34 protein-coding genes, 1 other RNA gene and 3 pseudogenes are annotated in these 25,570 nt (G+C 57.4%); 11 read left to right on the top strand and 27 right to left on the bottom strand.

Annotated features, from left to right (window positions below; all coding sequences use genetic code 11):
- Positions 1–26 precede the first annotated feature (26 nt).
- From ACQ86N_RS13660 to ACQ86N_RS13615, 10 genes are all read right to left on the bottom strand, one after another.
- The gene (locus tag ACQ86N_RS13660) at positions 27–341 is read right to left on the bottom strand and encodes a hypothetical protein (RefSeq protein WP_431215622.1); all 315 of its coding nucleotides are present in this window, start codon (positions 339–341) and stop codon (positions 27–29) included.
- A complete protein-coding gene (locus ACQ86N_RS13655) occupies positions 268–993 on the bottom strand; it encodes a radical SAM protein (RefSeq protein WP_431215621.1) in 726 nt (241 codons plus the stop codon). Before ACQ86N_RS13655 ends, ACQ86N_RS13660 begins: the two co-directional genes overlap by 74 nt.
- A gap of 18 nt (positions 994–1,011) precedes the next feature.
- Positions 1,012–2,178, bottom strand: coding sequence for a rubredoxin (locus tag ACQ86N_RS13650; protein WP_431215620.1), 1,167 nt, complete (start codon positions 2,176–2,178; stop codon positions 1,012–1,014).
- A complete protein-coding gene (locus tag ACQ86N_RS13645) occupies positions 2,108–2,527 on the bottom strand; it encodes a hypothetical protein (protein WP_431215619.1) in 420 nt (139 codons plus the stop codon). Before ACQ86N_RS13645 ends, ACQ86N_RS13650 begins: the two co-directional genes overlap by 71 nt.
- Before the next feature lie 14 nt (positions 2,528–2,541).
- The gene (locus ACQ86N_RS13640; RefSeq protein ID WP_431215618.1) at positions 2,542–2,685 is read right to left on the bottom strand and encodes a hypothetical protein; all 144 of its coding nucleotides are present in this window, start codon (positions 2,683–2,685) and stop codon (positions 2,542–2,544) included.
- Between the two features lie 43 nt (positions 2,686–2,728).
- The gene (locus ACQ86N_RS13635) at positions 2,729–4,195 is read right to left on the bottom strand and encodes an FAD-dependent oxidoreductase (RefSeq protein ID WP_431215617.1); all 1,467 of its coding nucleotides are present in this window, start codon (positions 4,193–4,195) and stop codon (positions 2,729–2,731) included.
- 121 nt (positions 4,196–4,316) lie between these two features.
- Positions 4,317–4,667 carry a molybdopterin-dependent oxidoreductase gene (locus tag ACQ86N_RS13630; protein ID WP_431217403.1) on the bottom strand — a complete coding sequence of 117 codons (351 nt, stop codon included), beginning with the start codon at positions 4,665–4,667 and terminating at the stop codon, positions 4,317–4,319.
- Positions 4,668–4,704: 37 nt separating this feature from the next.
- Positions 4,705–6,015, bottom strand: a complete 1,311-nt coding sequence (locus ACQ86N_RS13625) for a molybdopterin-dependent oxidoreductase (RefSeq protein WP_431215616.1) — start codon at positions 6,013–6,015, stop codon at positions 4,705–4,707.
- Positions 6,016–6,116: 101 nt separating this feature from the next.
- Positions 6,117–7,319 carry an MFS transporter gene (locus ACQ86N_RS13620; protein WP_431215615.1) on the bottom strand — a complete coding sequence of 401 codons (1,203 nt, stop codon included), beginning with the start codon at positions 7,317–7,319 and terminating at the stop codon, positions 6,117–6,119.
- Between the two features lie 7 nt (positions 7,320–7,326).
- Positions 7,327–8,535, bottom strand: a complete 1,209-nt coding sequence (locus ACQ86N_RS13615) for an alginate export family protein (protein ID WP_431215614.1) — start codon at positions 8,533–8,535, stop codon at positions 7,327–7,329.
- Positions 8,536–9,199: 664 nt separating this feature from the next.
- Between ACQ86N_RS13615 and ACQ86N_RS13610 the strand changes: the two genes are divergently transcribed.
- Positions 9,200–9,634: a Crp/Fnr family transcriptional regulator gene (locus ACQ86N_RS13610; protein ID WP_431215613.1), complete on the top strand. Its 435-nt coding sequence runs from the start codon at positions 9,200–9,202 to the stop codon at positions 9,632–9,634.
- A complete protein-coding gene (locus ACQ86N_RS13605) occupies positions 9,558–9,809 on the top strand; it encodes a Crp/Fnr family transcriptional regulator (protein ID WP_431215612.1) in 252 nt (83 codons plus the stop codon). The genes ACQ86N_RS13610 and ACQ86N_RS13605 overlap by 77 nt, the downstream gene beginning before the upstream one ends.
- Here the strand turns inward: ACQ86N_RS13605 and ACQ86N_RS13600 are convergent.
- The 8 genes and pseudogenes from ACQ86N_RS13600 to ACQ86N_RS13565 all read right to left on the bottom strand — a co-directional run bounded on the left by ACQ86N_RS13600 (position 9,794) and on the right by ACQ86N_RS13565 (position 14,823).
- Positions 9,794–10,000, bottom strand: coding sequence for a hypothetical protein (locus tag ACQ86N_RS13600; RefSeq protein WP_431217402.1), 207 nt, complete (start codon positions 9,998–10,000; stop codon positions 9,794–9,796). The genes ACQ86N_RS13605 and ACQ86N_RS13600 overlap by 16 nt on opposite strands.
- A gap of 56 nt (positions 10,001–10,056) precedes the next feature.
- Positions 10,057–10,980, bottom strand: a pseudogene (locus ACQ86N_RS13595) (molybdopterin molybdotransferase MoeA); the annotation flags it as partial.
- Positions 10,980–11,957 (bottom strand): bifunctional molybdenum cofactor biosynthesis protein MoaC/MoaB, encoded by a 978-nt coding sequence (gene moaCB / locus ACQ86N_RS13590; protein ID WP_431217401.1) that lies wholly within the window; start codon positions 11,955–11,957, stop codon positions 10,980–10,982. The gene moaCB and the pseudogene ACQ86N_RS13595, both read right to left, overlap by 1 nt.
- Positions 11,950–12,309, bottom strand: a complete 360-nt coding sequence (nirD, locus tag ACQ86N_RS13585; RefSeq protein ID WP_431215611.1) for a nitrite reductase small subunit NirD — start codon at positions 12,307–12,309, stop codon at positions 11,950–11,952. Before nirD ends, moaCB begins: the two co-directional genes overlap by 8 nt.
- Before the next feature lie 10 nt (positions 12,310–12,319).
- Positions 12,320–12,553 carry a hypothetical protein gene (locus ACQ86N_RS13580; RefSeq protein WP_431215610.1) on the bottom strand — a complete coding sequence of 78 codons (234 nt, stop codon included), beginning with the start codon at positions 12,551–12,553 and terminating at the stop codon, positions 12,320–12,322.
- On the bottom strand, positions 12,550–13,107 hold the full coding sequence (locus tag ACQ86N_RS13575) for a hypothetical protein (protein WP_431217400.1): 558 nt from the start codon (positions 13,105–13,107) through the stop codon (positions 12,550–12,552). Before ACQ86N_RS13575 ends, ACQ86N_RS13580 begins: the two co-directional genes overlap by 4 nt.
- Positions 13,058–14,281 carry an FAD-dependent oxidoreductase gene (locus ACQ86N_RS13570; protein ID WP_431215609.1) on the bottom strand — a complete coding sequence of 408 codons (1,224 nt, stop codon included), beginning with the start codon at positions 14,279–14,281 and terminating at the stop codon, positions 13,058–13,060. The genes ACQ86N_RS13575 and ACQ86N_RS13570 overlap by 50 nt, the downstream gene beginning before the upstream one ends.
- Positions 14,266–14,823, bottom strand: a complete 558-nt coding sequence (locus ACQ86N_RS13565) for an NAD(P)/FAD-dependent oxidoreductase (RefSeq protein ID WP_431215608.1) — start codon at positions 14,821–14,823, stop codon at positions 14,266–14,268. Before ACQ86N_RS13565 ends, ACQ86N_RS13570 begins: the two co-directional genes overlap by 16 nt.
- 191 nt (positions 14,824–15,014) lie before the next feature.
- On the opposite strand from ACQ86N_RS13565, the gene ACQ86N_RS13560 reads away from it, so the two are divergent.
- Together ACQ86N_RS13560 and ACQ86N_RS13555 are read left to right on the top strand one after the other, a co-directional pair.
- Positions 15,015–15,410, top strand: a complete 396-nt coding sequence (locus ACQ86N_RS13560) for a uroporphyrinogen-III C-methyltransferase (RefSeq protein WP_431215607.1) — start codon at positions 15,015–15,017, stop codon at positions 15,408–15,410.
- The gene (locus ACQ86N_RS13555) at positions 15,299–15,790 is read left to right on the top strand and encodes a uroporphyrinogen-III C-methyltransferase (RefSeq protein ID WP_431217399.1); all 492 of its coding nucleotides are present in this window, start codon (positions 15,299–15,301) and stop codon (positions 15,788–15,790) included. Before ACQ86N_RS13560 ends, ACQ86N_RS13555 begins: the two co-directional genes overlap by 112 nt.
- A 63-nt stretch (positions 15,791–15,853) precedes the next feature.
- Here ACQ86N_RS13555 and ACQ86N_RS13550 read toward each other — a convergent pair whose 3' ends face one another.
- Positions 15,854–16,270, bottom strand: coding sequence for a transaldolase family protein (locus tag ACQ86N_RS13550; RefSeq protein WP_431217398.1), 417 nt, complete (start codon positions 16,268–16,270; stop codon positions 15,854–15,856).
- On the opposite strand from ACQ86N_RS13550, the gene ACQ86N_RS13545 reads away from it, so the two are divergent.
- Positions 16,224–16,421, top strand: a complete 198-nt coding sequence (locus ACQ86N_RS13545; RefSeq protein WP_431218073.1) for a hypothetical protein — start codon at positions 16,224–16,226, stop codon at positions 16,419–16,421. The two genes, ACQ86N_RS13550 and ACQ86N_RS13545, sit on opposite strands and share 47 nt — an antisense overlap.
- Here ACQ86N_RS13545 and ACQ86N_RS13540 read toward each other — a convergent pair.
- From ACQ86N_RS13540 to ACQ86N_RS13530, 3 genes and pseudogenes are all read right to left on the bottom strand, one after another.
- Positions 16,410–16,508 (bottom strand): annotated as a pseudogene (locus ACQ86N_RS13540) (transaldolase family protein); the annotation flags it as partial. The gene ACQ86N_RS13545 and the pseudogene ACQ86N_RS13540 overlap by 12 nt on opposite strands.
- Before the next feature lie 28 nt (positions 16,509–16,536).
- An RNA gene (ffs, locus tag ACQ86N_RS13535) (signal recognition particle sRNA small type) lies at positions 16,537–16,635 on the bottom strand.
- Positions 16,636–16,695: 60 nt separating this feature from the next.
- On the bottom strand, positions 16,696–17,883 hold the full coding sequence (locus tag ACQ86N_RS13530) for a type IX secretion system plug protein domain-containing protein (RefSeq protein ID WP_431215606.1): 1,188 nt from the start codon (positions 17,881–17,883) through the stop codon (positions 16,696–16,698).
- 215 nt (positions 17,884–18,098) lie between these two features.
- On the opposite strand from ACQ86N_RS13530, the gene ACQ86N_RS13525 reads away from it, so the two are divergent.
- From ACQ86N_RS13525 to ACQ86N_RS13510, 4 genes are read left to right on the top strand one after another with little or no spacing between them, the layout of a single operon-like run.
- Positions 18,099–18,323 (top strand): hypothetical protein, encoded by a 225-nt coding sequence (locus ACQ86N_RS13525; RefSeq protein WP_431215605.1) that lies wholly within the window; start codon positions 18,099–18,101, stop codon positions 18,321–18,323.
- A 41-nt stretch (positions 18,324–18,364) separates the two neighbouring features.
- Positions 18,365–18,709, top strand: coding sequence for a hypothetical protein (locus ACQ86N_RS13520; protein ID WP_431215604.1), 345 nt, complete (start codon positions 18,365–18,367; stop codon positions 18,707–18,709).
- On the top strand, positions 18,649–19,032 hold the full coding sequence (locus ACQ86N_RS13515) for a hypothetical protein (RefSeq protein WP_431215603.1): 384 nt from the start codon (positions 18,649–18,651) through the stop codon (positions 19,030–19,032). Before ACQ86N_RS13520 ends, ACQ86N_RS13515 begins: the two co-directional genes overlap by 61 nt.
- Before the next feature lie 5 nt (positions 19,033–19,037).
- The gene (locus ACQ86N_RS13510) at positions 19,038–19,325 is read left to right on the top strand and encodes an FtsX-like permease family protein (protein WP_431217397.1); all 288 of its coding nucleotides are present in this window, start codon (positions 19,038–19,040) and stop codon (positions 19,323–19,325) included.
- 5 nt (positions 19,326–19,330) lie between these two features.
- Here the strand turns inward: ACQ86N_RS13510 and ACQ86N_RS13505 are convergent, their stop codons facing one another.
- A complete protein-coding gene (locus ACQ86N_RS13505; protein ID WP_431215602.1) occupies positions 19,331–20,065 on the bottom strand; it encodes an RNA methyltransferase in 735 nt (244 codons plus the stop codon).
- Positions 20,066–20,179: 114 nt separating this feature from the next.
- Between ACQ86N_RS13505 and ACQ86N_RS13500 the strand changes: the two genes are divergently transcribed.
- Positions 20,180–20,878: a hypothetical protein gene (locus tag ACQ86N_RS13500; protein ID WP_431215601.1), complete on the top strand. Its 699-nt coding sequence runs from the start codon at positions 20,180–20,182 to the stop codon at positions 20,876–20,878.
- Positions 20,879–21,064: 186 nt separating this feature from the next.
- Positions 21,065–22,429, top strand: coding sequence for a BamA/TamA family outer membrane protein (locus ACQ86N_RS13495; RefSeq protein WP_431215600.1), 1,365 nt, complete (start codon positions 21,065–21,067; stop codon positions 22,427–22,429).
- On the opposite strand, the gene truB is transcribed toward ACQ86N_RS13495, so the two are convergent.
- From truB to ACQ86N_RS13475, 4 genes and pseudogenes are all read right to left on the bottom strand, one after another.
- Positions 22,389–23,228 (bottom strand): tRNA pseudouridine(55) synthase TruB, encoded by an 840-nt coding sequence (truB, locus tag ACQ86N_RS13490; protein ID WP_431215599.1) that lies wholly within the window; start codon positions 23,226–23,228, stop codon positions 22,389–22,391. The two genes, ACQ86N_RS13495 and truB, sit on opposite strands and share 41 nt — an antisense overlap.
- Before the next feature lie 159 nt (positions 23,229–23,387).
- Positions 23,388–24,614 (bottom strand): DUF58 domain-containing protein, encoded by a 1,227-nt coding sequence (locus ACQ86N_RS13485; protein WP_431215598.1) that lies wholly within the window; start codon positions 24,612–24,614, stop codon positions 23,388–23,390.
- 19 nt (positions 24,615–24,633) lie between these two features.
- Positions 24,634–25,011: an AAA family ATPase gene (locus ACQ86N_RS13480; protein ID WP_431217396.1), complete on the bottom strand. Its 378-nt coding sequence runs from the start codon at positions 25,009–25,011 to the stop codon at positions 24,634–24,636.
- Between the two features lie 123 nt (positions 25,012–25,134).
- A pseudogene (locus ACQ86N_RS13475) lies at positions 25,135–25,505 on the bottom strand (AAA family ATPase); the annotation flags it as partial.
- Between the last annotated feature and the right edge of the window lie 65 nt (positions 25,506–25,570).

Genomic DNA, 25,570 nt, shown 5'->3' with positions numbered 1-25,570 from the left:
ATCCAAGGTCGGGCGACCCAACGGGTCTACCCTCCTATTCTCAACATGCTCAGGTCGCTGCCGGTAAACCGCACCAGTTGCTTTTGCTCCATCGCCTGCTGCAGTTTTTGTTCCCATTCCGCGTCCGTCTCTTCCAGGCCCAGCGCTATCGGATGGTTGCTGCTCAGACAGCCATAGATATTCCCGCCGCTGTCCAGCCGGAGCCGGTCGCAGTCCCGGCAAAAAGGTTCGCTCTCATTGGCGATGATCCCGACGACCGGACCTCCTTCAGCGCCTGCCAGTAGCGCGCCGTGGCTGAAGCCCTCCCTGTCCAGCGGCGTCAGCGTATACCTGCGCGACAAGATCTCCGAGGATCTCATCCTGCGTCAGCAGGTGACGGTCGGCCTGCGCGTACAGATGCCCCATCGCCATCACTTCGAGGAAGCGGATCTTAAGCCCTCGTTCCGCGGCGAACCCGGCCAGCGGAAGCGCTCGCGAATCATTGATCCCCTTCATGGCCACCGTATTCATCTTGACGTTCAGACCTGCGGCAAGCGCTGCGTCGATCCCCGGACGATGCGGTCGGCCGAGATGACGCCTGCTCATCGCAAAGAACACGTCCTCGTCGATCGCGTCCAGCGAGACATTGATCGACTGCATCCCCGCCTCTTTGAGGGGAAGGGCCAGTCGCTCCAAAAGGAAGCCGTTGGTGGTCAATTTGATCTTCGGGATCCCAAGCGCCTTTATCCCCCGGATCAGGTCAACAAGTCCCGGGTAGAGCAGCGGTTCACCGCCGGTCAGGCGTATCGTTTTCAGCCCCAGCTGTCCGTGCAGCCTGCCGATCATCGCCAGCAGGCGATCGGGAGCCAGCGTATCGGTCTTTCCGGAATTATTGGCCTGTTTCAGCTCGTCATTCCCTGAGACACAATACACACAACCCAGGTTACAGTGATGCAGCAGGCTTACCCTTAGGGTACTGAAACTCCTTCCATATTTATCCGCAATTACGGTCATTTATTTATCGACTATATTCTATAAAGGTACGACAGTTACAGGGGATTTCTCAACGGGAATGTAGTCGGTCCCCGGCGCCCCGCAAACGCCGCAGTTATAGGCGGAAGCTATCGATTCAAACCCCGTGCCCGGGGCTATTCCCCCTTCCGGATCGCCGTATTGTTCGTCGTAGCAGGTGAGACAGTGGCTGCAGCGGTATAGCCGGCGTTCAGAAGGCGGCGTCATAACGCCGGAAAGGGCACCGGCCCCCGCCGGGAAACTGGCGTTTTCGTTCTGCAGCCGGTAGAATTCCTTGCAGAGCGACACGAGATAGGGAAAAAGATTTTCCTTTTCCAGGTCTTTCCGGAAGACGATATATTCTTTGGAGTGAGGGTCGAAGCCCCTGGTATGCTGGATCTCGTAGCGGTCCAGCAGCTTGAGCTGGCCGGGCCGGATGCCCTCCTGTTTGCGGATGATGATCGACCCCGACAAACCAGATCCTTTCCGGGTCTTGACCGCAAAGGTCAGCCCTTCGGTGCGGATATCGTCCTGGTCGAACTGCCGCACGAGATAGCGTTTGAGCCGGAGCCCCTCGGGACAAAAATCCTCCATCTGCCAGTTGAGCTCGCCGGAGGCGTGCCTGACGTTGATGCGGTGTTTGCCCAGGGCAAATTCCCATAGCGGCAGGTCCTGATCTTCGATGCCCTTTATCAGCAGCGATTTCCACGGCGTGGTATAGAGCTGACCGATCCTGGTGCTGAGACAGACGAGGCAGACGGCCTTCAGGAAATCCAGCGGGAACAGCTCTTCCCGGCGATAGATGCCCAGCCAGCTCTTATTGCCGTAGCGGTTGAAACCCTCGTAGTAGGGGACCGTAAAGGGAGCCAGCTCCAGCGGCGGCGGAACGGGCGCTTCGGAGAAGGCGCCGGAAGACTGGATGGCGGCATATAGCTGCTCGCCCCAGGCGGCGCCGGACGCGGTGACGCCAGGGGATATTCCGCCGGACGGAGTGTTCCCTCCCATAAGAAAGTCTTCAATCATGCGGCTGATGCGCGGGATATCAGGCGAATAGACGCCCGTTTTCCAGGCATAAAGATCATTGGTCCCTGGCCGGCGGATAAAGAGATGCCAGTGGTTATTGATCGCCGAACTGATGAAGTTGAGGTGTCCGGTAAAGAACGGGATCAGACTCTGGCTGTTCTCCACCAGATTGACCTTTAGCCGGGGACGGAAATCGAAACCGCCGAGGATATCCTTGTACAGCCCCTCGCTGACCCAGGGCTGACCGGCTGAAGACGGCTTCCGTCACATACGAACTGATGATATTGGGGTGCCCGTCGCTGCCGGATTCGTAGAATATACCGGCCTGCTCCAGCTGGCGCAGAAAGGTTTCGCTGTAGGCGTCGCTGACCTTGCAGTACAGCTGCTGCCGCGTGCCGAAGCAGCATTCGGTGACGCGGGCGCGGTCCGCCGCCTCCACGATGGTATAGAGGTCTCCCGCAGCGATGATGCCGCCGGGCAGGTTGATCTTTACGAGGTGATTTTTACGGAACATTCTTCCAGTATTTTTTATCTCAGGGCGGCAGCTGCCGCAGCCCGTCCCCGCGCCAGTAGCCGCGGACAGAGCCGCCATGTCGCCGCAGCCTCCCTGATCTTCTTTTCCAGATTGCCCCTTCCGACGTTGTTGCAGCTGCAGACCAACTTGCCCTGCACGGGCTCCGCGCGCGCGCCGCTGCGCAGCAGGTTCAGCCGTTTGTCACTCAGTTCGATGCCTTCCGTGATCCACTCCCTGAACTGCCGGAACTCTTCCTTGTCGCCGACGAGAATGGCCCCGACCAGTGCGGTCCTGATGGATAATGCATTTCTTATAGTAACGTCTCGCCTTGTCGATGAAGACGATCTCTTCGTATTCCTTTGAATTGGGGCTCTCGGGCAGACCGATGCTGCAGAGGTCGAAGCCATGGATCTTGATGATGTTCATCGGTACGGTCCCCCTGTAGTGGCTGGCGATATCGCCGTGCAGATAGCGCGCCAGCACCGCGGCCTGCTGTTCGGCGGCGGCCGTAAAGCCAAAGCAGTTGCCGTTGTACTCCGCTATCTCCCCGATAGCGTGGATATCCGGGTCGCTGGTCTGGAGGCGTCCGTTGACGACGACGCCCCTGCGGATCTCGAGGCCCGCCGCCTTTGCGATCTCGATATTGGGCACCGTGCCGATGGCAAAGACCAGCAGGTCGCAGTCCAGCACGCGGCCGCTGCGGAGGTGTATCCCCGTTAGTTTGGACTGGCCGTAGAACAGCTGGACCTCGTCCGAGTAGTAGACCTCGCAGCCCAGGTCGACGATCTCTTCGTGCAGCAGCTGGCTGCCCAGGGCGTCCAGCTGACGGTCTAAAAACCGCGAGCTGCGGTGTACGATGGAGACCCTGATATCCATTTCCCGAAGAGAGGCGGCCAGTTCCAGCCCAAGCAGCCCGCCCCCGACGACTACGATATGCCCGTTTTCGGGTACCCGTTGCCGGAAGTTATCGGCATCCGTCCGGCTGCGCAGGGTAAAGATGCCGTCCAGCGCGGGGAGGTTCTTCGGCAGGGCAGCACGGCTGCCGGTAGACAGGATCAGCCGGTCATAGTGGGTGACAGTACCCGTTGAATCCACCACGTATTTCCCGGCCCTGTCGATGCGTTCGATGCTGACGCCCCGGCGCAGGTCGATGGCCATGTCCGCCTCTTCTTCGTCCTCCATCCTCACCAGGTCCTGCCAGGTCTGCGTGCCGCTGATATAGTCGGGCAGCTGGACGCGGTTGTAGAAAGGCAGGTTCTCCCTGCTGAAGATGACGATCTCGTCTTCCCTGTTGAGTTCGCGGTAGCTGCGGACGAAGCCGTGGGCTCCCGCCCCCGCGCCTACGATCACGATCCTTTCTTTTCTCTTTTTATATCGTTCGACCGCAACCGCGCAGAACTTAAAATCCGGTTCTTTCGAGATGGGGTCCACCAGGTTGTTGGTCACGTTATTTGCCCTGTTGAGGTCGCTGCCCAATATTTTTCCCCAGTGCATGGGCAGGAATACCGTATTCTTCTTCACCGAGTCCGTGACCCTGACCGGCACCCTTACTTCTCCGCGGCGCGACCGGACCACGACGATCTCTCCGTCTTCCAGCCCTTGTTCCTTCGCATTAATGGGATGTATCTCGAGAAAAGACTGCGGGATATGCTGCTTCAGGCGATTCACTTTTCCCGTCCGGGTCATCGTATGCCACTGGTCGCGTATACGCCCCGTCGTTAGTATGAGCGGGAATTCCGCGTCCGGCAGCTCCCCCTTCAGACCGTCTTCTGCGGCATGGAATACGGCCTTACCGGAAGGAGTATGGAACTGTCTGTCCGAGGAACAGCCTCGGCGTCCCCGCCCCTTCGCTGCCCGCGGGATAGGGCCACTGTACCGACCGGCGGCGGCGCAGTATTTCATAGTCGAGACCGCTGATGTCGATGGAGGTACCCGCGGTCAGCATCGCGTGTTCGCGGAAGATCTCCGCGGGTCCGTCGTAGTCGAATCCGGGAAAACCCATTTTCTGCGCCAGCCGGCTGAGGATGACCGAGTCGGGCAGCGCCTCTCCGGGTGGGTCGAGTACTTTGTCCAGCAGTGAGATCCGGCGTTCCGAATTGGTCATGGTGCCCGTCTTTTCCGCCCATGTGGCGGCGGGCAGGATGAGGTCGGCAAAAGCCAGCGTTTCCGGCCGCTGGCTAACGTCCTCGGACCACGACGAAGCGCGCCTTCTTCAGGGCCTCTTCGGCCTTGCGGATATCGGGGAGGCTGACCAGCGGATTGGTTCCCATGATCCAGATGGCCTTCAGCCGTCCATCTGCCATGGCCTCGAACATCTCGGTCGCCGTTAGTCCCGGTTTCGCAGCGAGCGGCCCGGAACCCCAATAGTCCTGGACGGCCGCTCTGTGCTCCGGATTCGAGAGATCCCGGTGCGCCGGCAGCAGATTGGCCAGTCCGCCCGTCTCACGGCCACCCATAGCGTTGGGCTGACCGGTCAGGGAAAAGGGCCCCGCGCCCGGACGGCCTATCTGTCCTGTCAGCAGGTGCAGGTCGATGAGAGAAAGTACCTTGTTCACTCCGCTGACGCTCTGGTTCAGTCCCATTGTCCACAGACTGATATAGGCGCTGGCGTCTCCGATCCACGCGGCGGCCTGGCGGATATCGCCGGCGGACAGCCCGCAGATGACGGCGGATTCTTCGACGGTCCGTTCGAACACCCTGCTCCGGTAGGCTTCGTATTTTTCGGTGTGGTCGCGGATGAATTCGGGACTAAAACTTCCGGCTTCGATGAGTAGCCTTCCGATCGCGTAGTGCAGCGTCATATCCGTCCCCGGATTGAGGGGCAGGTGCAGATCGGCGACCGCGCAGCTGTCGGTGCGGCGCGGATCGGCGACGATGATCCGCACGTCGGGATTGGCGGCCTTGTGGGCCTCTATTCTTCTCCAGAGGATGGGGTGACACCAGGCGGGATTGGCGCCGGTCACAAAAAAGCAGTCGGCCAGCTCGAGGTCTTCGTAGCTGAGCGGCACGCTGTCCTCGCCAAAGGCCAGCTTGTGGGCCGCCACGGCGCTGCTCATGCAAAGACGGGAATTGCTGTCGATATTGTTGCTGCCGATGAATCCCTTCATCAGCTTGTTCACCACATAGTATTCTTCCGTGAGACACTGACCGGAGATATAGAACCCGACGGAGTCGGGTCCATATCGGGCGATGAGCGACCTGAAAACCGCCGCCGCACGGTCGAGCCCCTCGTCCCAGCCCACCCGCTGCAGCGGCATATGCCGCGCCGGACGCATTTGAGGAAAGAGCAGTCTGTCGCTGCGGTCATTGGCTGTATGGTGCAGGTTGAGCCCCTTGCTGCAAAGCATGCCTTTGTTCACGGGATAGTCGGCGCTGCCTTCGACGGATATACGGCCCTTCTTGTCCTTGTAGACAGTGACCCCGCAGCCTACGCCGCAGTAGCAGCAGGTTGAAGAAAAACGTTCCGAATGGCGAGGGTTTACAGACATAGATATTCAAAATAGTTAAGCCGTGACCGGCGCCGGGCGACCGCCCGGTTCGGCGTCCGCCTTCCTGAATCGCGTGAGCGACACCACCGCCGCGATGATCACTACCGTCGTCCCGATATAGGTGAAGGCTTGCGCGTAGGTGATGGTATCAGACTTGAACAGAAAGCCGAACAGCATCCCCCCAGATTACCTCCCGCTCCGACGATCCCGCTGATCAGGCCGACATTCTTTTCATTGATAAAGGGGACGATACCATATACGGCGCCATTGGCCATTTTTAAGAACAGGGCGAAACTGATCATGAAGCCGATCGCTATCGCGAAGCTGGGCGCGTGGGCAAATGCGATCAGACCCAGTCCCTCCAGCAACAGGGCTCCGGCGAGCAGCCCGCCCTTCCCGCGCATCCCCCAGCGATAGCCGGCCTTGTCGGACAGGAAGCCGCCGAGTGCACGGGCGAAGATGTTCATGAATCCGAATAGCCCGGCCCAGAATCCGGCCCTGCCCTGCGGCAGATGAAAGGTATCCACGAAATGAAGGGAGGCGACGTTGTCAAAAGTGATCTCCATGCCGAAGCACATGGCATAGGCCAGTGTCAGCGCGACTACGCGCCAGTCTGCCAGCACAGACCAGTCGGTTGGCCCGGCGGCTCCCGAAGCCTTCCGGATCTCCGAAAAATTGCCATCCGGGGTATCTTTTGTATAGCGGTAATACAGCCAGGCCACGACCCACATCATCACCGCGGGAACCACCATCGCATACCGCCAGGCATAGTGGGGAGCATAGCCAAAGCCCACGATCGCCGAAAAGATGAGGGGCATGACCATATTGGTAACCCCGCCTCCGAGGTTGCCCCAGCCGCCGGTAACGGCGTTGGCCGTACCCTTTATTTTCGCGGCAAACATCATGGAAGTATGGAACTGCGTAACGACAAAAGAGGCTCCTATAACCCCAATGGCCAGTCGAAATAACAGGAAGGTGGTATAGCTGGTGGCCAGCCCGGCCAGCATGACGGGCAGCGAACCCAGCAGCAGCAGGCCCACGGCCGTCCTGCGGGGCCCGATGCGGTCGCAGAGTTTGCCGATCAGCAGGCGGGCGATGATCGTCGACGACACCGACGCGATAATGGTGTTGCCCACCTGCGCCTTGGTCAGACCGAGGTCGGCGCGGATGGCCGGCATCAGGGGTGCGAGGCCGAACCAGCCGAAGAAGCAGGTGAAGAACATGAGCCAGGTAATATGGAAAGTCCGCATCTGGATGGTATCCAGGGAGAAGAGACGGATGCGGTCGAGCTGTTTGTTGGTCATAGATCAGTTAGTTTATTTTGTCAGGAAATCGGGTCTTATATTGATCTGCAGATAGGTCCACGCGGCGTTCATCCGGGCCGAGCCGGGGGTTATCCCCTTGGCGTATTCCATGCTGTGCGTAGCGGCGACCATACAGGCGCCGAGTTCGAGATTGGTGATCTTGTTCAACTGGTAGCCCAGAGATGGCGTCGACCTCGCTGCCGAGGCCGCGCGACAGCTCGCTGCCCTTTGCGTCCTTCTGCGCGGCGGCCAGCGCGAAATAGTGATAGCACAGCTCCAGCGTCAGCCGGTTGTTACGGGAGGTATATTTTCCCTTTGCATATGGGTTGTTCAGGCCGCCGGTCGCGGAACCGGTTCCCGCATAGAAATAGTCCATATATCCCCAGAACTTGTGCGGCGTACCGTACAGGGGGTCGAACCGGTGGCTGGTGGTCGAGCCCGAGAACGCGTCGTTCCCGGAAACATAGTCCCACCCCAGGGTGGCAGAGAACAGTTGTTTGGTATAGGTGACGGACAGGGTGGACGTGTAGGCGGACAGGTCGAGCCCGTCCCGGTCCTTTCCGGCCTGATAATAAAATCCTCCCTGCAGGCGCCAGTCCCTTCCGAAAGGAGCGTTCAGCAGGAGCCCTGCTGTCACGCGGGCGTTGACCCCTGTCTGGTTGAACCGGCGTCCATATATATAGCCCGTGTCCGAGCCGGCGACCGAACGTGAGGAGTCCAGCCTGTATTTGCCGAACTCGTCGGCGAATACCAGACCGGAAATGCGTGCGCGCCGGATATTGCGGGCTACGTAGAGATACTGCATCGACTTGTAGTCCTGGGTAGCGCCGTTGGTGCCTGGCGCGGCTGCCAGCGACGGATTGCCGTTGCGGGCGCTGAGTCCGGCCGCGTTCGTCAGCGGGATAAAGGCCGCCGGAACGGGCGCCAGATTGCCCCTGCTGTCTTTTACATACGGCGGCAGGTTGGCCGGTGTATAATAGGTACCGTTATAATTGAATGCGTCGGTGTTCTGGTTGAACGCGGCGCCCAGGTCGGCCTGCCAGCCCCTGTGCTGGAGGCGGAATACGACGGCGTCGTGGCGTCGGGCCTGCTGCAGCCAGTCCAGATTGCCGAGCAGCCGCTGGTCGTCATACACCAGCTCTTGCCGGCCGATGCGGACGCCGAAATAGTCGACCGCGCTGTGGCCGAACGAGCTGTCCGCCTTGTTGGCCAGCACGATCTCGGCCCGGCCTCGTGAATACCGAGCCGCGTACCGTCGGCGTTGTTGATGGTGGAAGCGTCGGCGCCCCATACCCGGACGTCCTGGACGGAGGCTTGAAAGATCACCCGTTGTCCGCGGTAGTTAAAATTGAGCCGGGCCCGCTGAGAGGTGAGGAAAGCGGGCTTCGAACCCGTCGTCTCCAGCGTTCCATAGCCGTCCCGGAGTTCGGTGCGCGTTCTTAGTTGTCCCGTCAGCGATAGCTGAGCGCGGGAGGACAGCGCGAGTCCGGAAAGAAGGAGAATAGGCATCCCTTTAAAGATTTTTTGCATGTTAGTCGCGTTTTGGTTACAAAAAATGTTCAAATGGAAGCAATCGGAGAATGGATGGCAATCGAAGACGGCGCGCTCTCGCGTTTATATTATAAATATATCAATATAATTAGATCAGAAGTATCAACACAAAATATTTGACTATTTCCTGACCTATATAATAAAAATAAGAAATAACACGCAACTTTTAATCTGTATTTCCGATAAATATTATATTTTTATTTTAATAATGTAATAAAAACTGGCTGATCCAACCTAATTTGTGGGCTAAATGAAGAAAAGAAACAATAGTTGCGACGGAAAAAGCTGTTTTCTGTGTCAGCGCTGCCTTCCTCAAGTGGCTGCCAGCCGTGGAGGCGCAGCGAAAGAACCTGCATTTTAAGAAGGGGGAAGTCATCTTCAGGGAGGGCGAGGAAGTGCAGGGTATTTATTTTGTATATGACGGAACGGTAAAAGTGCACAAGAAATGGGGCAAAGAGAAAGAACTGATCATCCGGTTTGCCCAAAAAGGCGACATCTTCGGCCACCGCGGTCTCGGACACGATCCCCACTACCCCATCTCGGCAACGGCCATCACAGCGATCGACGTCTGCTATATCGGTCTCGACTTCTTTCAGACCTCCCTCCGGGTCAACCAGGACCTGATGTACGGCCTGCTGCTGTTCTTCGCGGACGAGCTGCAGGAGTCCGAGCGCAAGATGCGAAACCTTGCCCACATGCAGGTCAAGGGGGCGGGTAGCTCAGGCGCTGCTGAGTCTTCAGCAGAAATTCGGCGTCTCGCCTGAAGGCCATATCGGTATCACGCTTAGCCGCCAGGACCTGGCCTCCTTCGTCGGCGCGACCTATGAAACCGTATTTCGGATCATCAACGATCTTTGCAGCGAAAAACTGATCGCGCTGGACGGCAAGGACATTATCCTGCTCGATACCCAAACACTGGACGACTATACAAAAGAATAGCAAAGGACCTCATCACCCGCCGAAAGGTCACCGCTATCCGCCGCGTGCAGCGCGAGGCCGTTGGCTTGCCTCCCGAGCCGGATATCCCCCGAGCCATTGAGACTGACAGGAACGATCCGAGCCGGCGCACCCGACAAATGGACGGGAAAGAATTCGTCCAGCGGGGTCTTCTTTTTCCGGGCCTCCCCCATCGGCAAACCCAGCGGGGTCGAAACGGGAAGCCCCCAGCAGGCCTGCAAAAAGGTTTTATCAGCAGGATCGTATTCACCAGACACGAAAATGGATTACCGGGCAGTGCGAACACCATCGCCGCTCCCTTCCCCACGCCGCACCAGGTAGGCTTGCCGGGACGTATGGCCATCTTGTGAAATAGTTTTTCCACCCCCAGTTGGGCGAGCACCTCCGGCACATAGTCCGCGTCGCCGGCGGAAACCCCTCCGCAGAGGATGACGATGTCTCCTTCAAGCGCTTCGCCGATCTGCAGGCGCAGCAGCTCGGGGTCGTCGGGGACATGGGCGCAACGATCGATCGCCACGCCTTCCTTCCTCAGCGCAGCTTCCAGCAGCCAGCGGTTGCTGTTCCTTATCTGTACCGGACTAACGGGTTCCCCTACCTGAACGACCTCGTTGCCCGTCGTCAGGATAGTAATGCGCGGCAGCTTTTCCACTTTCACTTTGTCCCTGCCCAGCGTTGCCAGCAGACCCATGACGGCGGGCTCGCAGCGGCAGCCTTTCCCGATGACGAAGTCGCCGGCCCGGAAGGTCCTCGCCCTGTCTCGCAATATTCTGAAAGGGCTGTGCCTGCGTGTCGAACAAAAAGGCTTTCCCCCGCCCTCCCTCACGTCTTCCCGGCGGACGATCAAGTCGGCTGCCCCCGGTACGGCGGCTCCGGTCATGATCTTGTAGCATTCCCCTTCGCCGATGTCCCGCGCGGCGGCGTCACCCGCAAAGATCGTCTCAGTAATAGTATAGGTAAATATTTCTTTTTCAAGGTCGGCGGACCGAAGCGCATAACCATCCATGGTAGCCCTTGGAAAGGGCGGGTAGTCGCGGTCGGCATAGACGGACTCCGCCAGCACGCGGCCGAATGCCTCTCCGAGCGGCAGTTCTTCGTGCCCGTACGACCCGGCCTGCGCCAGGACCAGCTGCTGCGCCTGTCGGTAGTCGATCATCAGTGTCCTCCTCCCTTCATCATTTTTCGCGCATGAAATACGGCCGGCAGGATGGCCTCCAGCGACTCGCGGGCGCCGTCGCTGCTGCACGGCAGGGTCACGATCAGCGTTTGGGCGACCGAACCCGCCACGCCCCGGCTCATCATCGCCATCGGCGTACGCTGCTGGCCATAGACCCGCATGGCTTCGGCGATGCCGTCCGCATCCCGCTCGAGCAGCTCCTTAACGGCGTCAACGGTGTTGTCCCTGGGCCCAAGTCCCGTTCCCCCTGTGGTAAATACGAACTGGATATCCTCCTTCACCCACTCGCGGACCTGCCGCTGAATGTCTTCCTTGTTGTCGGGTACTACCATATAGTGCTTTACCCAGGCGCCGACGCCTTCCAGCATTTCCTTTATTATCTTACCACTCCTGTCTTCCCTTTTTCCTTCGGCCGTGGAATCCGAACAGACCAGCACGGCACAGGAAGGAGGCGTGGCAAAATACCGATGCCTGTCGCTCTTTCCTCCCCTCTTTTCCAGCAGCCTGATATGTCCTATCTCCAGTACTTTATCCACGGGCTTGAGCATATCGTAGATCTCGAGGGCCGCCACCGAGACGCCGGTAAGCATCTCCATCTCGATACCCGTGCGTCCGATGGACCGGGCCTCGCCTTTTATAACGATCCCCGTCCTGCCGGCAATGGCTTCGCCAAAAAGTTCGGAGTGGAGTTCCTTATCAAGGAATTCGAACTCGAGCTCCATCCCGTCGATAGCGACCGGATGACAATGGGGCAGCAGTTGCGGCGTCGCCTTGGCGCCGAGAAAACCTGCGGCCCTGGCCACGTCGAAGAGGTTACCCTTGGGAAGTTGTTCGTTCCGGATGAGATCCACAGTCGCGGCAGAGCAAAAAGAATGCCTACGGCCCGTGCGGTTCGAAGTGTGGACTGTTTGTGAGTGATATCGCGCATGTGAATAATTCTGCCGAAAGTTAGGCAGAAATACCGATATAGACCTTGTCCCCTTTCACGCGCACAGGATAGGTCTGTATCTGGTAGTCGTCACCGCTGAGGCATTCCCCTGTGACCAGAGAGAACGTCTTTTTGTGAAACGGACAGGCGACCTTGGGCTCGCAGTTCTCACCCGCACTGCCGGTCATGCCGCGGGACAGCGCCATCTGTCCGCGATGCGGACAACGGTTCTGCGTGGCAAACCATTCGTTGCGGCGGGCAAAATAAAAAATGGCGATCTGCTGTCCGTCCAGCAGTACGCAGGCTCCGCCTTCCGCCGGGATATCCCCGGTACGACAGGCCAGACGCCATTGCCAATTGACTGATGTTGTTGTGCTCATGGTATAGGTTTTATTTTTGCCATTCCTGCGCCTTTATCTGGCTGCGGAGCGGGTCAAATTGCAGTTCGGGATCTTTCTTGCGGGGGGCATTGACAAAATGAACGAAACGCTTGCGGAGCTCCGGATTTTCCACCACGTCCTTCCACTCGCAGGAATAGCTGTCGACCAGCCCCTGCATTTCCGCTTCCCAGGTCTCTCCCATCCCGAGGCTGTCATTGACCACCACGTTCTTCAGATAGCTCATCCCCCTTCCATTTTATTCAGCCAGGTGGCAGTTCTCGTCAGCGGATCCGCGGTGCGTATATAGAACATAAGGAATCGGTCGAGGTATTTTATACAGGTCTCCTTGTCGATATCGGTCGCGAGCAGCTGGGCGTGCTGCGGCTTTGAGCCGCCGTTGCCGCATACATACAGGTTCCACCCTTTCTCGGTGGCGATGATGCCGAAGTCTTTCCCCTGGGCCTCGGCGCACTCGCGGATACAGCCGCTGACGCCGCCCTTCAGCTTGTGCGGCGCCCGGATACCCCGGTAGCGCTCTTCAATCTCGATGGCAAAGGATACGCTGTCGTGGAGACCAAAACGGCACCATGTACTGCCGACGCAGCTTTTGACCGTACGCAGGGCCTTTCCGTAGGCGTGTCCGCTCTCGAATCCGGCGGCGATCAGTTCTTCCCAGATATCGGGCAGGTCGCCGACATGGGCTCCGAACAGGTCGATGCGCTGACCGCCTGTTATCTTGGTGTAGAGATTATATTTCTTCGCGACCCTTCCAAGGACGATCAGCTTTTCCGGCGTGATCTCTCCGCCCGGGATGCGGGGAACTACAGAGTAACTCCCTCCCTTCTGTATATTGGCCAGTGTAGCGGTCATTGCTATCCTGGATTGTCGCCTGTTTGACGATCGTCTCATTCCAGAGGCTGGCAAAGATGGAGGCGAGGACGGGTTTACAAACTTCACATCCATCGCCCTTGCCCCATTTGCTCAGCGCCTCGCCATACGTACGGACGCTGTGCAGTCTGACCAGATCGAACAGCTCCTGACGCGAGTGGTCGAAATGCTCGCAGACGGTGTTGCGGACATACTGACCATTGGCCTTCATCGTGGCCGTGATCAGGTCTTTCACCAGCGGAACGCAGCCGCCGCAGCCGGTGCCGGCCTTTGTACATTTCTTCATCGCGTCGATGGTCGTCGCGTCCTGTTCGGTAACGGCGGTACAGATAGCGGCCTTGGTAACGGACTCGCAGCTGCAGATCAGCGCCTCGTCGGGCAGGCTGGTCACCCCTGCTGACTCTCCCGCGCCACCACGGCTGCCGAGGATCAGGTCCTCGGGGTCGGGCGGCAGAACGAGACGGTTGTTCACCGTCTGCAGCAGAATATTATATGCGGACGCGTCCCCGACGAGGACGCCGCCCAGCAGGTATTTTCCGTCGGCGCTGACATTGATCCGTTTGTATACTCCTTTATGACGGTCTTCAAAAACGATGCTTCTGCAGTCCGGCTCGCTGGCGAAGGGATCGCCAAAGCTGGCGACGTCCTGACCGATCAGCTTCAGCTTAGTACTCATGTCGAATCCGGTAAAGCTCTTGTTCCCGCCGGTCAGGTTGGTCACTACCGCGTCCGCCATATCGTAGCCGGGTGCGACGAGACCATAGACCATCCCGCTGATCAGGGCGCATTCGCCGATGGCGTAGATCCTTTTGTCGCTGGTCTGCAGTTTCTCGTTCACGATGATCCCACCCCGGGTGCCTACCCGAAGTCCGGCCAGTCGGGCGAGTTCATCACGCGGACGGATACCTGCGGATATAACCAGCATGTCTACCGCGAGGCGCGTGTCGTCGGCGAATTGCAGGCTTTCGATATGATTTTTGCCCTCGATGGCCAGCGTCGACTTGTTGAGGTGCAGCTGCAGACCCAGTCGTCTCAGACTCGACTCCAGTGTATGGCTGCCGGCGCTGTCTATCTGGCGAGGCATGAGACGGGTGGCGAATTCGATGACATGGGTCTGGGGATGCCCAGATCGAGCAGCGCCTTGGCGGCTTCCAGGCCCAATAGCCCGCCTCCCATGACCGCGCCGTTGGTAGCGCGCGGAGCGTACGCCTTTATCTTTTCCAGATCGTCGATGGTCCGGTATACAAACACGCCTTCTTTTTCGACGCCGGGAATGTCCGGAACAAAGGGAGAAGACCCGGTGGCCAGCACCAGATAATCATAAGCCTGGGTCAGCCCCTTCAGGGAATGGACGATCTGGTGCTCCCGGTCGATCTCGCGGATGGGGTCGCCAAGATGGAGGACGATCTCTTCGTCCTCGAACCAACCTGTCATCGGAAGGCTGAGGTCGGCTGCCGTCTTCCCGCTAAAATATTCGCTAAGGTGAACCCGGTCATAGGCGGGACGGGGCTCCTCGCCGAAAAGGACGATCCGGTACGTGCCGGTAGCCTTGAGCCGGGCGCAAAACCGGTGTCCGACCATTCCATTGCCCACCACCACAACTATGGGTTTGGCAGTATAACTCATCTGCGTTCAATTTAAAAGTTAATGGTAAAGGCAGGCAATCGTAGACGTATTAAAAATATTACTATGTAATATTATTTTACAAGTATACTAAAAATTTGTCTTCGAATTATTATTCATGTAATATAAAATTTCAAAAGAGCCAGTTTTTTCACTTAACTTGTGTGTAATATTCGAATTTAAATAGATTATATATGAAGATTGTTGGCGAATTGATACTGGTAGGTGCGGGACCGGGCGACCCTGATCTGATCACGGTCAAGGCCTGGAAGGCCCTGCAGCGGGCGGACGTTATTCTGTATGACAACCTCGCCAACCCTGCCCTTCTGGACCCGGCGCCGCAGGGCTGTGAGAAGATATATGTTGGAAAAGAGCCCTATGGCCCGACGACTCCCCAGGACCGGATCCACGAACTGATCCGCGAAAAGGCGGTGAAAGGAAAGATCATTGTCCGGCTGAAAGGAGGCGACCCCTATATATTTGGACGCGGCTTCGAGGAGGCGCTGTTTGCACGCCAGCTGGGGCTGGCCGTTTCCTATATCCCGGGCATCAGCAGTATGCAGGCTACGGGGTTGTCGGACATCCCCTGACACACCGTGCGGTCAGCGAAAGTATCTGGGTCGTCACCGGTACTAAAAGGGACGGCACCCTGTCGGAAGACCTGCGGCTCGCGCTGAAAAGCAAGGCCACGGTAGTAATATACATGGGTATGAAAAAGCTGGCGGAGATCGCCGGGCTGTACCGGTCGGAGGGTTTTGGCCATATGCCCGCGGCCATCATCCAGCACGCGTCGCAGCCCTACGAAAAGATCGCCGTCGGCACGGCGGAAGAACTGCAGGAGATGGCGGAAGAACAGGGACTCTCACACCCTGCCCTTATCATCATCGGAGAAGCTGGTGGGACTGAGCGCAGCCACCCCGGCAAAAAGAAGGTTACAGATCAGACTGCCAATACCAGCAGCCGCCTGTAACCCTCGTTATTCCAAGTCGTCAAGCAATCTGATAACTCAGAAAGCTATCTGACCCCCGGAAAGTTATTTGAATTTCTTGGCGTCCTCGAGGAACTTCGCCAGACCGATATCGGTCAGGGGATGCTTCAGCAGGCCGAGGATGGGTTCCAGCGGAGAAGTCACCACGTTGGCGCCGGCTTCCGCACATTTAACGATATGCAACGGGCTGCGGATGGAGGCCGCGAGGATCTCCGTCTCATATCCCTGAATATTATAGATCTCGGCGATCTGCGCGATCAGCTCGACACCGTCCCAGTTGCTGTCGTCGATACGGCCGATAAAAGGCGATACGTAGTTGGCGCCTGCTTTTGCCGCGAGGATGGCCTGACCGGCAGAGAATACCAGCGTACAGTTGGTCTTGATGCCGTTGTCCGAAAACCATTTCAGCGCTTTGATGCCGTCCTTGATCATCGGCACTTTCACCACGATATTGGGGTGGATGGCGTGCAGCTTCTTTCCTTCTTCGACGATCTCGTTGAATGTCGTAGATACCAGCTTCTGCGCTCACGTCTCCGTCTACCAGTTCTGCGATCGTCTTGTAGTGGTTGATGACCGCTGCTTCTCCCGAAATACCGACTTTTGCCATCAGTGAGGGATTGGTCGTCACACCATCTAAAATACCCAGATCATTTGCTTCTTTAATTTGCGCCAGGTCGGCGGTGTCAATGAAGAATTTCATAAAATGTTATATTGGAGGGAAATAAAAAATGGCAAAGTTACTTATATCGCACCGCTACGACCACCTACCGTTGCTGCCTTCCGGCCCTGGCGGGGTTCAGCGGGAGCTGGTCGTATAAGACTTTGCCGGCACAAAGATAGGGTCTCTGACTGAAAAAACGATCAACTAATTTTATTTTTCTCTTGTATTATCTACTGTTCAATGAATTGAAACGAGAGATGCCGACCAGTTCGTCAGCCCGCGCGCCCAAAGCCCTATAGTACACTAAAATAGTATAGTCATTCTCCGTCTCCACGTGATTGCCTTCTGTAAGCGCGAATGAAGGACGCATGTCCGGGTCTCCCTTGCCGACCGTCGCGTAGCAATAGCTGTAATAGCCCTGCTTCATAAAGAACCGGCGTTCGTACCTGCCCCTCTCGGGAACAAAGGTCATCAGGCTGCTGTCGTTGAGCAACCCGCCGTTGAATTTCCCCAGCACATAAACGTCTTTATTGGGATAGGGACTGTTGCCCGGCGGAACATAACTGAACAGCACGCTGGCATAGTCGGTCTGCCACAGCGGATTGATGCTTTCCGTGGTCTGGATGATAAAATAGCCGTTGAGGTCCTTGTATAAATAATAGTCCAGACGCGAGCGCTCTCCATCGGGCCGTGCGGTCACATCGGTAGACGTCTTGCTGTAGTTAACGCTCTGGATGCGGTCGCTCTGATACCGGAAACTCTGCAGGTCCAGCCAGCGCCATTCCATCCCTCCCTCGAAGACGAGGTCATTGTCATTGTTATACTCGAGGTTATTGCCCGCATAAAAAGTCGGCTTCAGCCCCGGAGAGGGTTGTCCCAGCGATTGTTCTGAAGAACGACCACCTTTATCTGGTCCAGCGGATTGCTCGGATTGATCGCGTTTGTATTCACCCGGAAGACCAGGCGCTGGTGCGTACGCGCCAGCTCGATAGTCGATAGGCGCCAGCACCTGTGCCTGGATCGTAGCCTTTGCGTCCGTGACCAGGAAGCGGCGGGTAAAGGCCAGCTTGCTGGTATCCGCATCCAGATAGACCTTCAGCAGATAGTTGCCGGAATGTATCGGTATGCAGTTGCGGTCAGGCAGCAGCGCCTGATAGTGGGTGTACCTCGTCAGGGCCACGGAGGACAGCTGGTAGTTGTCGATCCTTATCGAGTTAAAGCCTTTGATGAAATCGAAATCGCTCACCGGCGCCGGGGTCCAGTCTTCGTTGCAAAGAACGATGGTATAATAGTAGCTTTTTACGTTGCCGTCGATATCGTCGAAATGCAGCTCCAGCTGGTCGCTGGTGCCCAGCCGGAGTACGGGATAGCCCAGCTGGTTGCCGGCCGTGAACAACTGTGGGGTACGGATCACGGGGAATACGTAAAATCGGGTTGCTGGCCACGCACGCTCATCGCCATCAGCAACAATGCCCCGAAAAGGATTCGATTCATGGGAAATGAATTAGTAATCTCAATATTAGCTATTTTTGGGCATAACTGGACATTCGCGAGTGCAGCGAAGCGAACGAACGGGGAGAAACGTGACGAAGCAGTTTCGACGAAGTTCCAGTCCATAGACATTAAAGAATGAACGTAGCCGCTTTTATCGCCCGACGCATAGCCTTCAACCACCAACGGTCCTTCTCCCGATTCATCATCCGGCTCGCGATAGCGGCAACGGTCATCAGTGTCGCGGCGATGCTCGTGACCCTGGCCTTTACCAACGGATTCCAGAAGGCCGTCGGCGGCAAGGTCTTCAACCTCTGGGGAGATATCCGGGTACAGCGCTTTCCCCCGCCAGCGGCCCGCTGACAGAAGAACAGCCCATCGAAAAGAACGATAGCATTCTTCGCATGCTCCGTCACATGGACGGCGTGAGTACGGTCCAGGCATATGCGACAAAGAACGCCATCGTCCGCGGAAAGGAAGGCATCGAATATATCCTGCTAAAAGGCGTGGAGAACGACTACGACTTCGGCAACCTGCGGGACTTCCTCAAAAATGGCCGCTGGCCAAATTTTCCCGACAGCGGCTATAGCAGCGAGATCGCCCTGTCCGCGTATACCGCCAACGAGCTGAAGCTGAAAACCGGCGACAAGGTACTCGTATATTTTATACAAACCCGGGAGCGCCCCGCGTGCGGCCTGTCACCGTATCGGGGATCTTCAAGACCGGCATCGAGGACTACGACAGGCTGATCGCCATCGGGGACCTACGGCTGATCCAGCGCCTCAGCGGCTGGGAGGCCAACGAGATCGGCGGCTACGAGCTATTTACCTCCGACTACAGAAAAGCCTCCCTTATCGACAGCCTCATCTTCGCCCGCCTCCCCCACCTGGGGAAGCCGTACCACAGAAGAAACCTATCCCAATATTTTTCAGTGGCTGGACCTGCAGGACAACACCATCGTCCTGGTACTGATCATCATGATCGTCGTGGCTACGCTGAACCTGATCACCTGCCTGGTCATCCTCGTGCTGGAACGCACCCATATGATCGGCGTCCTAAAGGCCCTGGGTAGCCGCGATATTTCCGATCCAGAAACTCTTCCTCTATCAGGGCTCCTTTATTACCCTGGTCGGACTGGCGCTGGGGAATATCATCGCCGTGCTCGTGGGCTGGCTACAGAACCGCTATGGCTTTATCCGCCTCAGAGAGGAGGCCTATTTTATCTCAAAGGCCGTAGTCAAATTCGAGTGGTGGCATTTTGCCGTGGTCAATATCGGAACCTTCGTCATCTGCTTCCTTGTGCTGATGATCCCGACCATCGTCGTCCGCCGGGTACAGCCGGTAAGAGCGATCCAGTTCAAATAGGCCGGTCAACCCGCGATATGGGAAAGTATGATACCCGTCGCCACGGCCGCGTTCAGCGATTCGGCGTGCCCCACTCTCGGGATCGTTATCAGATGACTCGCCAGCCGCATGACCCCCGGCCGGATCCCCTTCGATTCGTTCCCGATGATCAGTGCGCCGTTCGCGACCCGTCCAACTTCAGCGATCGGCTTCCCTTCCAGCACTGCCGCATACAACGGCAGACCGGGGTGGTTCTCCAGATAAACCTCCGGGTCGGCATACACCACCTGTACCCGACCGATGCTCCCCATGGTAGACTGGATGGCCTTGGGATTGAATACGTCCGCGCTGTCGGGACTGGCCAGCACCTGCCGGACGCCGAACCAGTCTGCAATACGAACGATGGTGCCCAGATTACCCGGGTCCTGGATGCCGTCCAGCACGAGGTGGAGACCGGAAGTCCAGTCAGGCCCCGGAAAAGACGGCTTTTCAAAACGGCCACCACCTGATTGGGCGTGGACAGCCCCGAAATCCTTCCCAGCTCGGATTCGCTGACCTCGTCTACGGATGGCTGTGCCAAACGAAATTCGCCACCCGGATCCCAGTCTTTGAGCGCATACAGCTGCCGCAGCCGCAGGTTGCGGGGCCCGCAGCAGCTCGCCTACTATCTTCGGGCCTTCCGCCACAAATACCCCCTCCTCATCCCGAAATTTTTTATGGCCTAAACTTTGAATATATTTGACCTGTGATTTTGTTACCATTGCCCCGGCAATTTACAGTATCTTTTTTCAAACTCGCATTCCTACTATCAGCCGTCACTGTGCTGCTGTTTTCCTGTTCCACCGCGAAGACCTCGCAGACACAGCCCTTTGTCTATGCTACCAACATCAAGGTCGAGGGGAATATCCGCAAGGGGGAGAAACTGGACCTCTCCGCCCGGCTTTCCAACCAGCTGGACGGACAGCCTGCGGGTGCAGGTACGCTCCATCCTTGGCATCTTCAATACCGTAATGTATCCGCCGGTATTCGACACGGCCAACGTCCGCCGTTCGGTCGGTTTCATGGTCGCTCTGCTCAACGCTTCCGGCTATTATAACCCCGTCTTAAAAGATACTTTCCGGCGCGACACGGTACGCGTCCACCATTTTCATATCCGCCACCTCTTCCGCAACGAATCCACCATCCAACGGCGGGTGACGGTAGACTTTACCGTCTATCCGGGCAAGCAGGTAATACTGGATTCCATCGGCTACAGTCTGTCCAGCCCTCCCCTTCAGGCCCTGGCCATCCAAAGCCTTCACCAGTCGCTGCTGAAAAAGGGGCAGCCCTACTCAAAACAGACGCTCTCCTCTGAGCTCGACAGGCTGGTCACACTGTTCCGGAACAATGGCTACTACAATTTCTCCAAAGACGACCTGCTGATCGTGAAAGATACCGTGGTGGCTGCCCTCATCGACCCCAACCTCGACCCCTTCCAGCAGGCAGCCCTGCTCGAAGAACTGAAGAAGAAAGAGAGCACCCCACCGTCAACGTCGTCGTCCAGCAACGCCCCGTCCGCGATTCGGCACACCTGACCCAGTATACTATCGGAAGAGTGACCGTTTATCCCGACCTTCCGATCCTTGCCGAGGATACGGTTACGGTCAGCACCATCGATACGACTACCGCAAAAGGCTTCACCCTGATCTCGAGGACGGATAAGTTCAAGCCTTCTATCTTCCCCAACAATATCCGACTCCGGCCGGGCCGGCGTCTACAAGGTGGACAACGAGGCCCGCACGATCGCCCGGTTCAACCTCATGGGCGCCTGGCAGCAGGCCAACCTCAACTTTATCCCGTCCGACAGTTCGGACTCCGTACTGGACGTCACGCTGAAACTATATCCGAACAAGAAGCAGTCTCTTTCCGCCGACCTGGAAGCCAGCCGCAATACGAATGACATTGTGACGGCAACCAACCTGTTCGGTATGAACGTCAATCTGGGCCTGCGCAACCGCAACACCTTCCGGCAGTCCGTCCTGACCTCTACCAATCTCCGCGGTGGTATCGAGCTGGGGTCCAATTTTATCCAGACAACACAGGCCAGCATCTCGCATACCGTCTCCTTTCCCCGTCTGCTGCCCGACGTGGCCCCGCTGACCGGCTGGTTCAGGAGGGTGCGCGACAGCCTGCGCTCGGTCATCAACCTCAATGCTTCGTATATCGACAGACGGGAGTTCTTTACCGTTCGGTCCTTCAATGCCTCATTCGGATGGGAATGGACCAATAAGAACAGATCCCATCTGTTAAAACTGCTGAACCTGGAGTATACGAAGCTGATCAAGACCGACAGCTTCCAGCGCTTCCTCAACGAGATACCCTCGCTGAACCTCGCCTTCCGCAGCGGACTGGTGCTGAGCACGCAGTACGTTTATAAATCGGTAAAAAAGCACGAGAACAGGACCAACTATCTTACGCTGAGCGGAGAGTCCAGCGGGGCGCTGTTCGGGCTCATCCGGCAGCTCGACGAGGGCGACCTCTGGCGCTTTGTCAAGGGCGAGGTCGACTACCGGCACCATATCGACTTCCGTCGAACGCAGCTGGCGATGCATGCTTATGCGGGGGCGGGTATCGCCTATGGAAGAGAAGGCAGCGGCTGGGAGGAGACCCTACCCTTCTATAAGGCCTTCTTCGCCGGCGGCCCCAACAGTATGCGGGGCTGGCAGATCCGGCAGCTCGGTCTGGGATCGGCAAAATTCTATGATACGGCCAACAAGGGGCAGCTCGACCGTTTTGGCGATGTACAGCTGGAAGGGAATATCGAATACCGATTCCCGCTGGGCACGATCTTCGGAGTCAAGTTCCTCAGCGCCCTCTATGTCGACGCCGGTAACATCTGGGACCGCTACCCCATCGACAAATCCCCCGAGCAGCAGGGCAGCGATTTTCAGCTGAACCGCTTCTACAAGGAGATCGCCGTCGACGCGGGCACGGGACTGCGCGTAGACTTCGACCTGTTCCTCATCCGCCTCGACTGGGCCTACAAGGTGAAAGACCCGCAGAACATTCACTATAGCGAAAAATGGTTCAAGGATATGAAGCTGTTCAAAGGACAGTTCCAGCTGGGCATCGGTTATCCGTTCTGACCTTCCGGCTGGGCCCCTGGGCCCCGTCTGCCTGCCCAGCCTTCGGCCCATCCAGCTGCGCCTGGATCCATTCCTCAGCCCTTTGGATATCCATCGCATCCTCCACACTGAACTCCCCGATACGCGTCCGCCGGAGACCGCTGAGATAGCCGTTACACCCCAAGGCAGCGCCGAGGTCGTTGGCCAGGCTTCGTATATAGGTCCCCGTTGTACAGACGACCCGGAAGCCTAGGACGGGCAGTTGAAAGGACGTAATTTCAAATACTTTAATTGTGACGGGCCGCGGCTCCAGCTTCACTTCCTTACCCTTGCGGGCCAGTTCATACACCCGCTTGCCGTCCACCTTTATCGCGGAATGTATCGGCGGCCTCTGCAGGATCGCACCCGTAAAGGACGCTGCGATGGTATCCGCTACCAGCTGCGGCGTTACGAAACCATAGTCTTTCTGCTGTTCGGGTTCGCTCTCCAGGTCGTAGGTGGGCGTCAGAGCGCCGAGGGTGATCGTGCCCGTGTACTCCTTTTCCTGCGCCATGTATTCGTTGATCCTTTTGGTAAATTTCCCCGTGCAGAGGATGAGCAGCCCGGTGGCCAGGGGATCCAGCGTGCCCGCGTGACCGACCTTTTTGGTGCGGACCTGCCGCCTCAGTTTGCGAACGACGTCGAAAGAGGTCCAGTCGAGGGGCTTGTCGATCAGCAATACCCGTCCCTGCTCAAAGATATTCGGCGCGGACTCACCGCTAACATTTTCGGCTTTTCCTTTCATCGCCGCAAAGATGAGGCAATTGCCCTGGATTGCCAACCGGGGTTTTCCCAGCTCCCAATCGCCCACAGGGGTATTATCGGCTCTAAATCGCCAGGCGTGCCTTTATTTCCAAATATTTGTTCACTGCCGCCACGGTGAGGTGTTCGGGGGCCGTCAGGATGGTCAGGATTCCGTGCTGGTTCAATTCCTTTACGATCACCCTTTTCTCGTAGGCGAATTTTTCGGCGATGGTCTTTTCATAGACCCCTTCGACGGTCTCCGCCGGATTCTGCTGCAGTTCGGCCAGCCCGGTATTCTCGAAGAAAACGACCAGCAGCAGGTGGCTCCGGCAATGGCCCGGATATACGGCATCTGCCGCTGCATTCCCGTCAGCGATTCGAAATTGGTAAAAAGAACGATCAGGCTGCGCTGTGTGATGCGGGTCCTCACCATCGCATAGACCTTTTCGTAGTCGGTCTCCTGAAAACGAGTCTGCTGGTTGTAAAGGATCTCCAGGATATGACTCATCTGCATGGACTTCCGGCCCGCCGGCAGAAAGGTGCCGATCTGGTCCGCAAAGGTCAGGATACCCGCCTTGTCCTGCCGGATCAGCGCCACGCGGGAAAGCACCAGCGTCGCATTGATAGCATAGTCGAGCAGACTCATGCCATCGAAGGGCATTTTCATGACACGGCCTTTGTCCACAAGACAATAAATCTGCTGGCTTCTTTCATCCGTAAAATTATTGACCATCAGCTGTCCGCCTTTTCGTGCGGTCGCCTTCCAGTTGATGCTCCGGATATCGTCCCCCATCACGTATTCCTTGATCTGTTCGAATTCCAGACTATGCCCCAGTTTGCGCATCCGCTGGTTCCCGGCTTCCGCCACATTGCTCGCGCCGGCCAGCAGCTCGAACTGTCTAAGCGCCTGAAAGGAAGGCAGCACCCGCACGGTCGTCTTCTCTTGCAGCGTCTTGCGGCGGATGAGCATCCTGAAGGGACTCTTTATAAATACGTTGATGTCGTGAAATTCGTACTCTCCCCTCTCCTTTGGCTGGAGGGTATAGTCCAGCTCCCGCTGTTCGCCGCCCTTTAGCTGGGCCTTCAGCGAGAAATCCCGCAGCTGCGGCTGTTCGGGCAGTTCGTCGATGATCCGGAGAGAGACGGGAAATGGATACAGATTGGTCACCGACAGATGCACGGGATTGGGGTCTCCGTTGCTGAACCGGTCCGCCATCCTCCGCTTCACAACGACGGGCTCCCTGCGCATAAATAGCACGATATAGTCCAGAATGAGTACCAGCGCCAGGAACAGTAAAAAGAGCTGGGCGATCGTAAAAAGAAAGGGCACGCCGAATGAAAAGACGAACAAAAAGATGATGCCCACGAACGTCCAGTAAAAACGCCGGGAGAAGAACAGGGATTTATAGAACCGTTTAAGCATGTATGGGGTTCTGGTTGGGTTATCTGGGCACTTCTATTCCTTTTATGATCTCTGCGATGACCTCGTCGGCCGACGCACCTTCCATTTCCTTTTCGGGGGTCAGCACGATCCTGTGGCGGAGCACGGCGGGCGCCGCATAGACGATGTCTTCCGGCGTTACGAAATCACGCCCCCGCATAGCCGCCAGCGCCTTGCTTCCGTTGAGCACGCCTATCGAAGCGCGGGGCGATGCGCCCAGGTAGATGGACTTGTGGTTGCGCGTCGCCCCTACGATCGCGGTTATATACTGTATGAGCTTGCCCTCGACGTGCAGGGCGCGTACTTTGTTGCGGAGCGCTTCGATGCGTTCGGCCGTAAGCACGGGCTGAACCATCTCGATCCGCTGCTGGCCCTTCATCTGGTGGTGGTTGGATACGATATGGAACTCCTGTTCCGCCGTCGGATAGTGAACGGAGATCTTGAACAGGAAGCGGTCCAGCTGTGCCTCGGGCAGGTGGTAGGTGCCCTCCTGTTCGATAGGGTTCTGCGTCGCGACGACCATGAAGGGGGCTGGAGATGCCAGGTCTGGCCATCGACCGTGATCTGCCGTTCTTCCATCACCTCGAATAGCGCCGACTGCGTCTTCGCAGGAGCCCGGTTGATCTCGTCGATCAGGACGATATTGCTAAAAATGGGCCCGGGCTTGAATTGGAAATTGCTTTCTCCCGGGTTGAACACGGAAGTACCGATGACGTCGCTGGGCATCAGGTCGGGGGTGAACTGGATCCGCGAAAAGCCGATGGAAATGGCCCTGCTGAGCAGCTTCGCCGTGAGCGTCTTGGCCACGCCCGGGACGCCCTCGATCAAAATATGGCCGTCCGCCAGGATCCCGGCCAGCAGCAGCTCGATCATGTTCTCCTGGCCGACGATCACCTTGCCGATCTCCGATTTCAGCTGATTGACGGACTCCTGCAGAT

It is taken from the genome of Puia sp. P3 (assembly GCF_050632245.1).
In the GTDB taxonomy this organism is placed as follows: Bacteria; Bacteroidota; Bacteroidia; order Chitinophagales; family Chitinophagaceae; genus Puia.
This window is presented reverse-complemented; position numbering and strand designations above follow the sequence as displayed.

What these genes read in the sequence shown, in the direction of transcription:
- ACQ86N_RS13655 (WP_431215621.1), bottom strand. Translation starts at nt 993, where the DNA reads ATGACCGTAATTGCGGATAAATATGGAAGGAGTTTCAGTACCCTAAGG.
- ACQ86N_RS13645 (WP_431215619.1), bottom strand. Translation starts at nt 2,527, where the DNA reads ATGTTCCGTAAAAATCACCTCGTAAAGATCAACCTGCCCGGCGGCATC.
- ACQ86N_RS13625 (WP_431215616.1), bottom strand. Translation starts at nt 6,015, where the DNA reads ATGTCTGTAAACCCTCGCCATTCGGAACGTTTTTCTTCAACCTGCTGC.
- ACQ86N_RS13620 (WP_431215615.1), bottom strand. Translation starts at nt 7,319, where the DNA reads ATGACCAACAAACAGCTCGACCGCATCCGTCTCTTCTCCCTGGATACC.
- ACQ86N_RS13600 (WP_431217402.1), bottom strand. Translation starts at nt 10,000, where the DNA reads ATGGGGGAGGCCCGGAAAAAGAAGACCCCGCTGGACGAATTCTTTCCC.
- nirD (WP_431215611.1), bottom strand. Translation starts at nt 12,309, where the DNA reads ATGAGCACAACAACATCAGTCAATTGGCAATGGCGTCTGGCCTGTCGT.
- ACQ86N_RS13580 (WP_431215610.1), bottom strand. Translation starts at nt 12,553, where the DNA reads ATGAGCTATCTGAAGAACGTGGTGGTCAATGACAGCCTCGGGATGGGA.
- ACQ86N_RS13570 (WP_431215609.1), bottom strand. Translation starts at nt 14,281, where the DNA reads ATGCCTCGCCAGATAGACAGCGCCGGCAGCCATACACTGGAGTCGAGT.
- ACQ86N_RS13565 (WP_431215608.1), bottom strand. Translation starts at nt 14,823, where the DNA reads ATGAGTTATACTGCCAAACCCATAGTTGTGGTGGTGGGCAATGGAATG.
- ACQ86N_RS13560 (WP_431215607.1), top strand. Translation starts at nt 15,015, where the DNA reads ATGAAGATTGTTGGCGAATTGATACTGGTAGGTGCGGGACCGGGCGAC.
- ACQ86N_RS13545 (WP_431218073.1), top strand. Translation starts at nt 16,224, where the DNA reads ATGCCGTCCTTGATCATCGGCACTTTCACCACGATATTGGGGTGGATG.
- ACQ86N_RS13525 (WP_431215605.1), top strand. Translation starts at nt 18,099, where the DNA reads ATGAACGTAGCCGCTTTTATCGCCCGACGCATAGCCTTCAACCACCAA.
- ACQ86N_RS13520 (WP_431215604.1), top strand. Translation starts at nt 18,365, where the DNA reads ATGCTCCGTCACATGGACGGCGTGAGTACGGTCCAGGCATATGCGACA.
- ACQ86N_RS13505 (WP_431215602.1), bottom strand. Translation starts at nt 20,065, where the DNA reads ATGGTAACAAAATCACAGGTCAAATATATTCAAAGTTTAGGCCATAAA.
- ACQ86N_RS13500 (WP_431215601.1), top strand. Translation starts at nt 20,180, where the DNA reads ATGCTACCAACATCAAGGTCGAGGGGAATATCCGCAAGGGGGAGAAAC.
- ACQ86N_RS13485 (WP_431215598.1), bottom strand. Translation starts at nt 24,614, where the DNA reads ATGCTTAAACGGTTCTATAAATCCCTGTTCTTCTCCCGGCGTTTTTAC.
- ACQ86N_RS13480 (WP_431217396.1), bottom strand. Translation starts at nt 25,011, where the DNA reads ATGAAGGGCCAGCAGCGGATCGAGATGGTTCAGCCCGTGCTTACGGCC.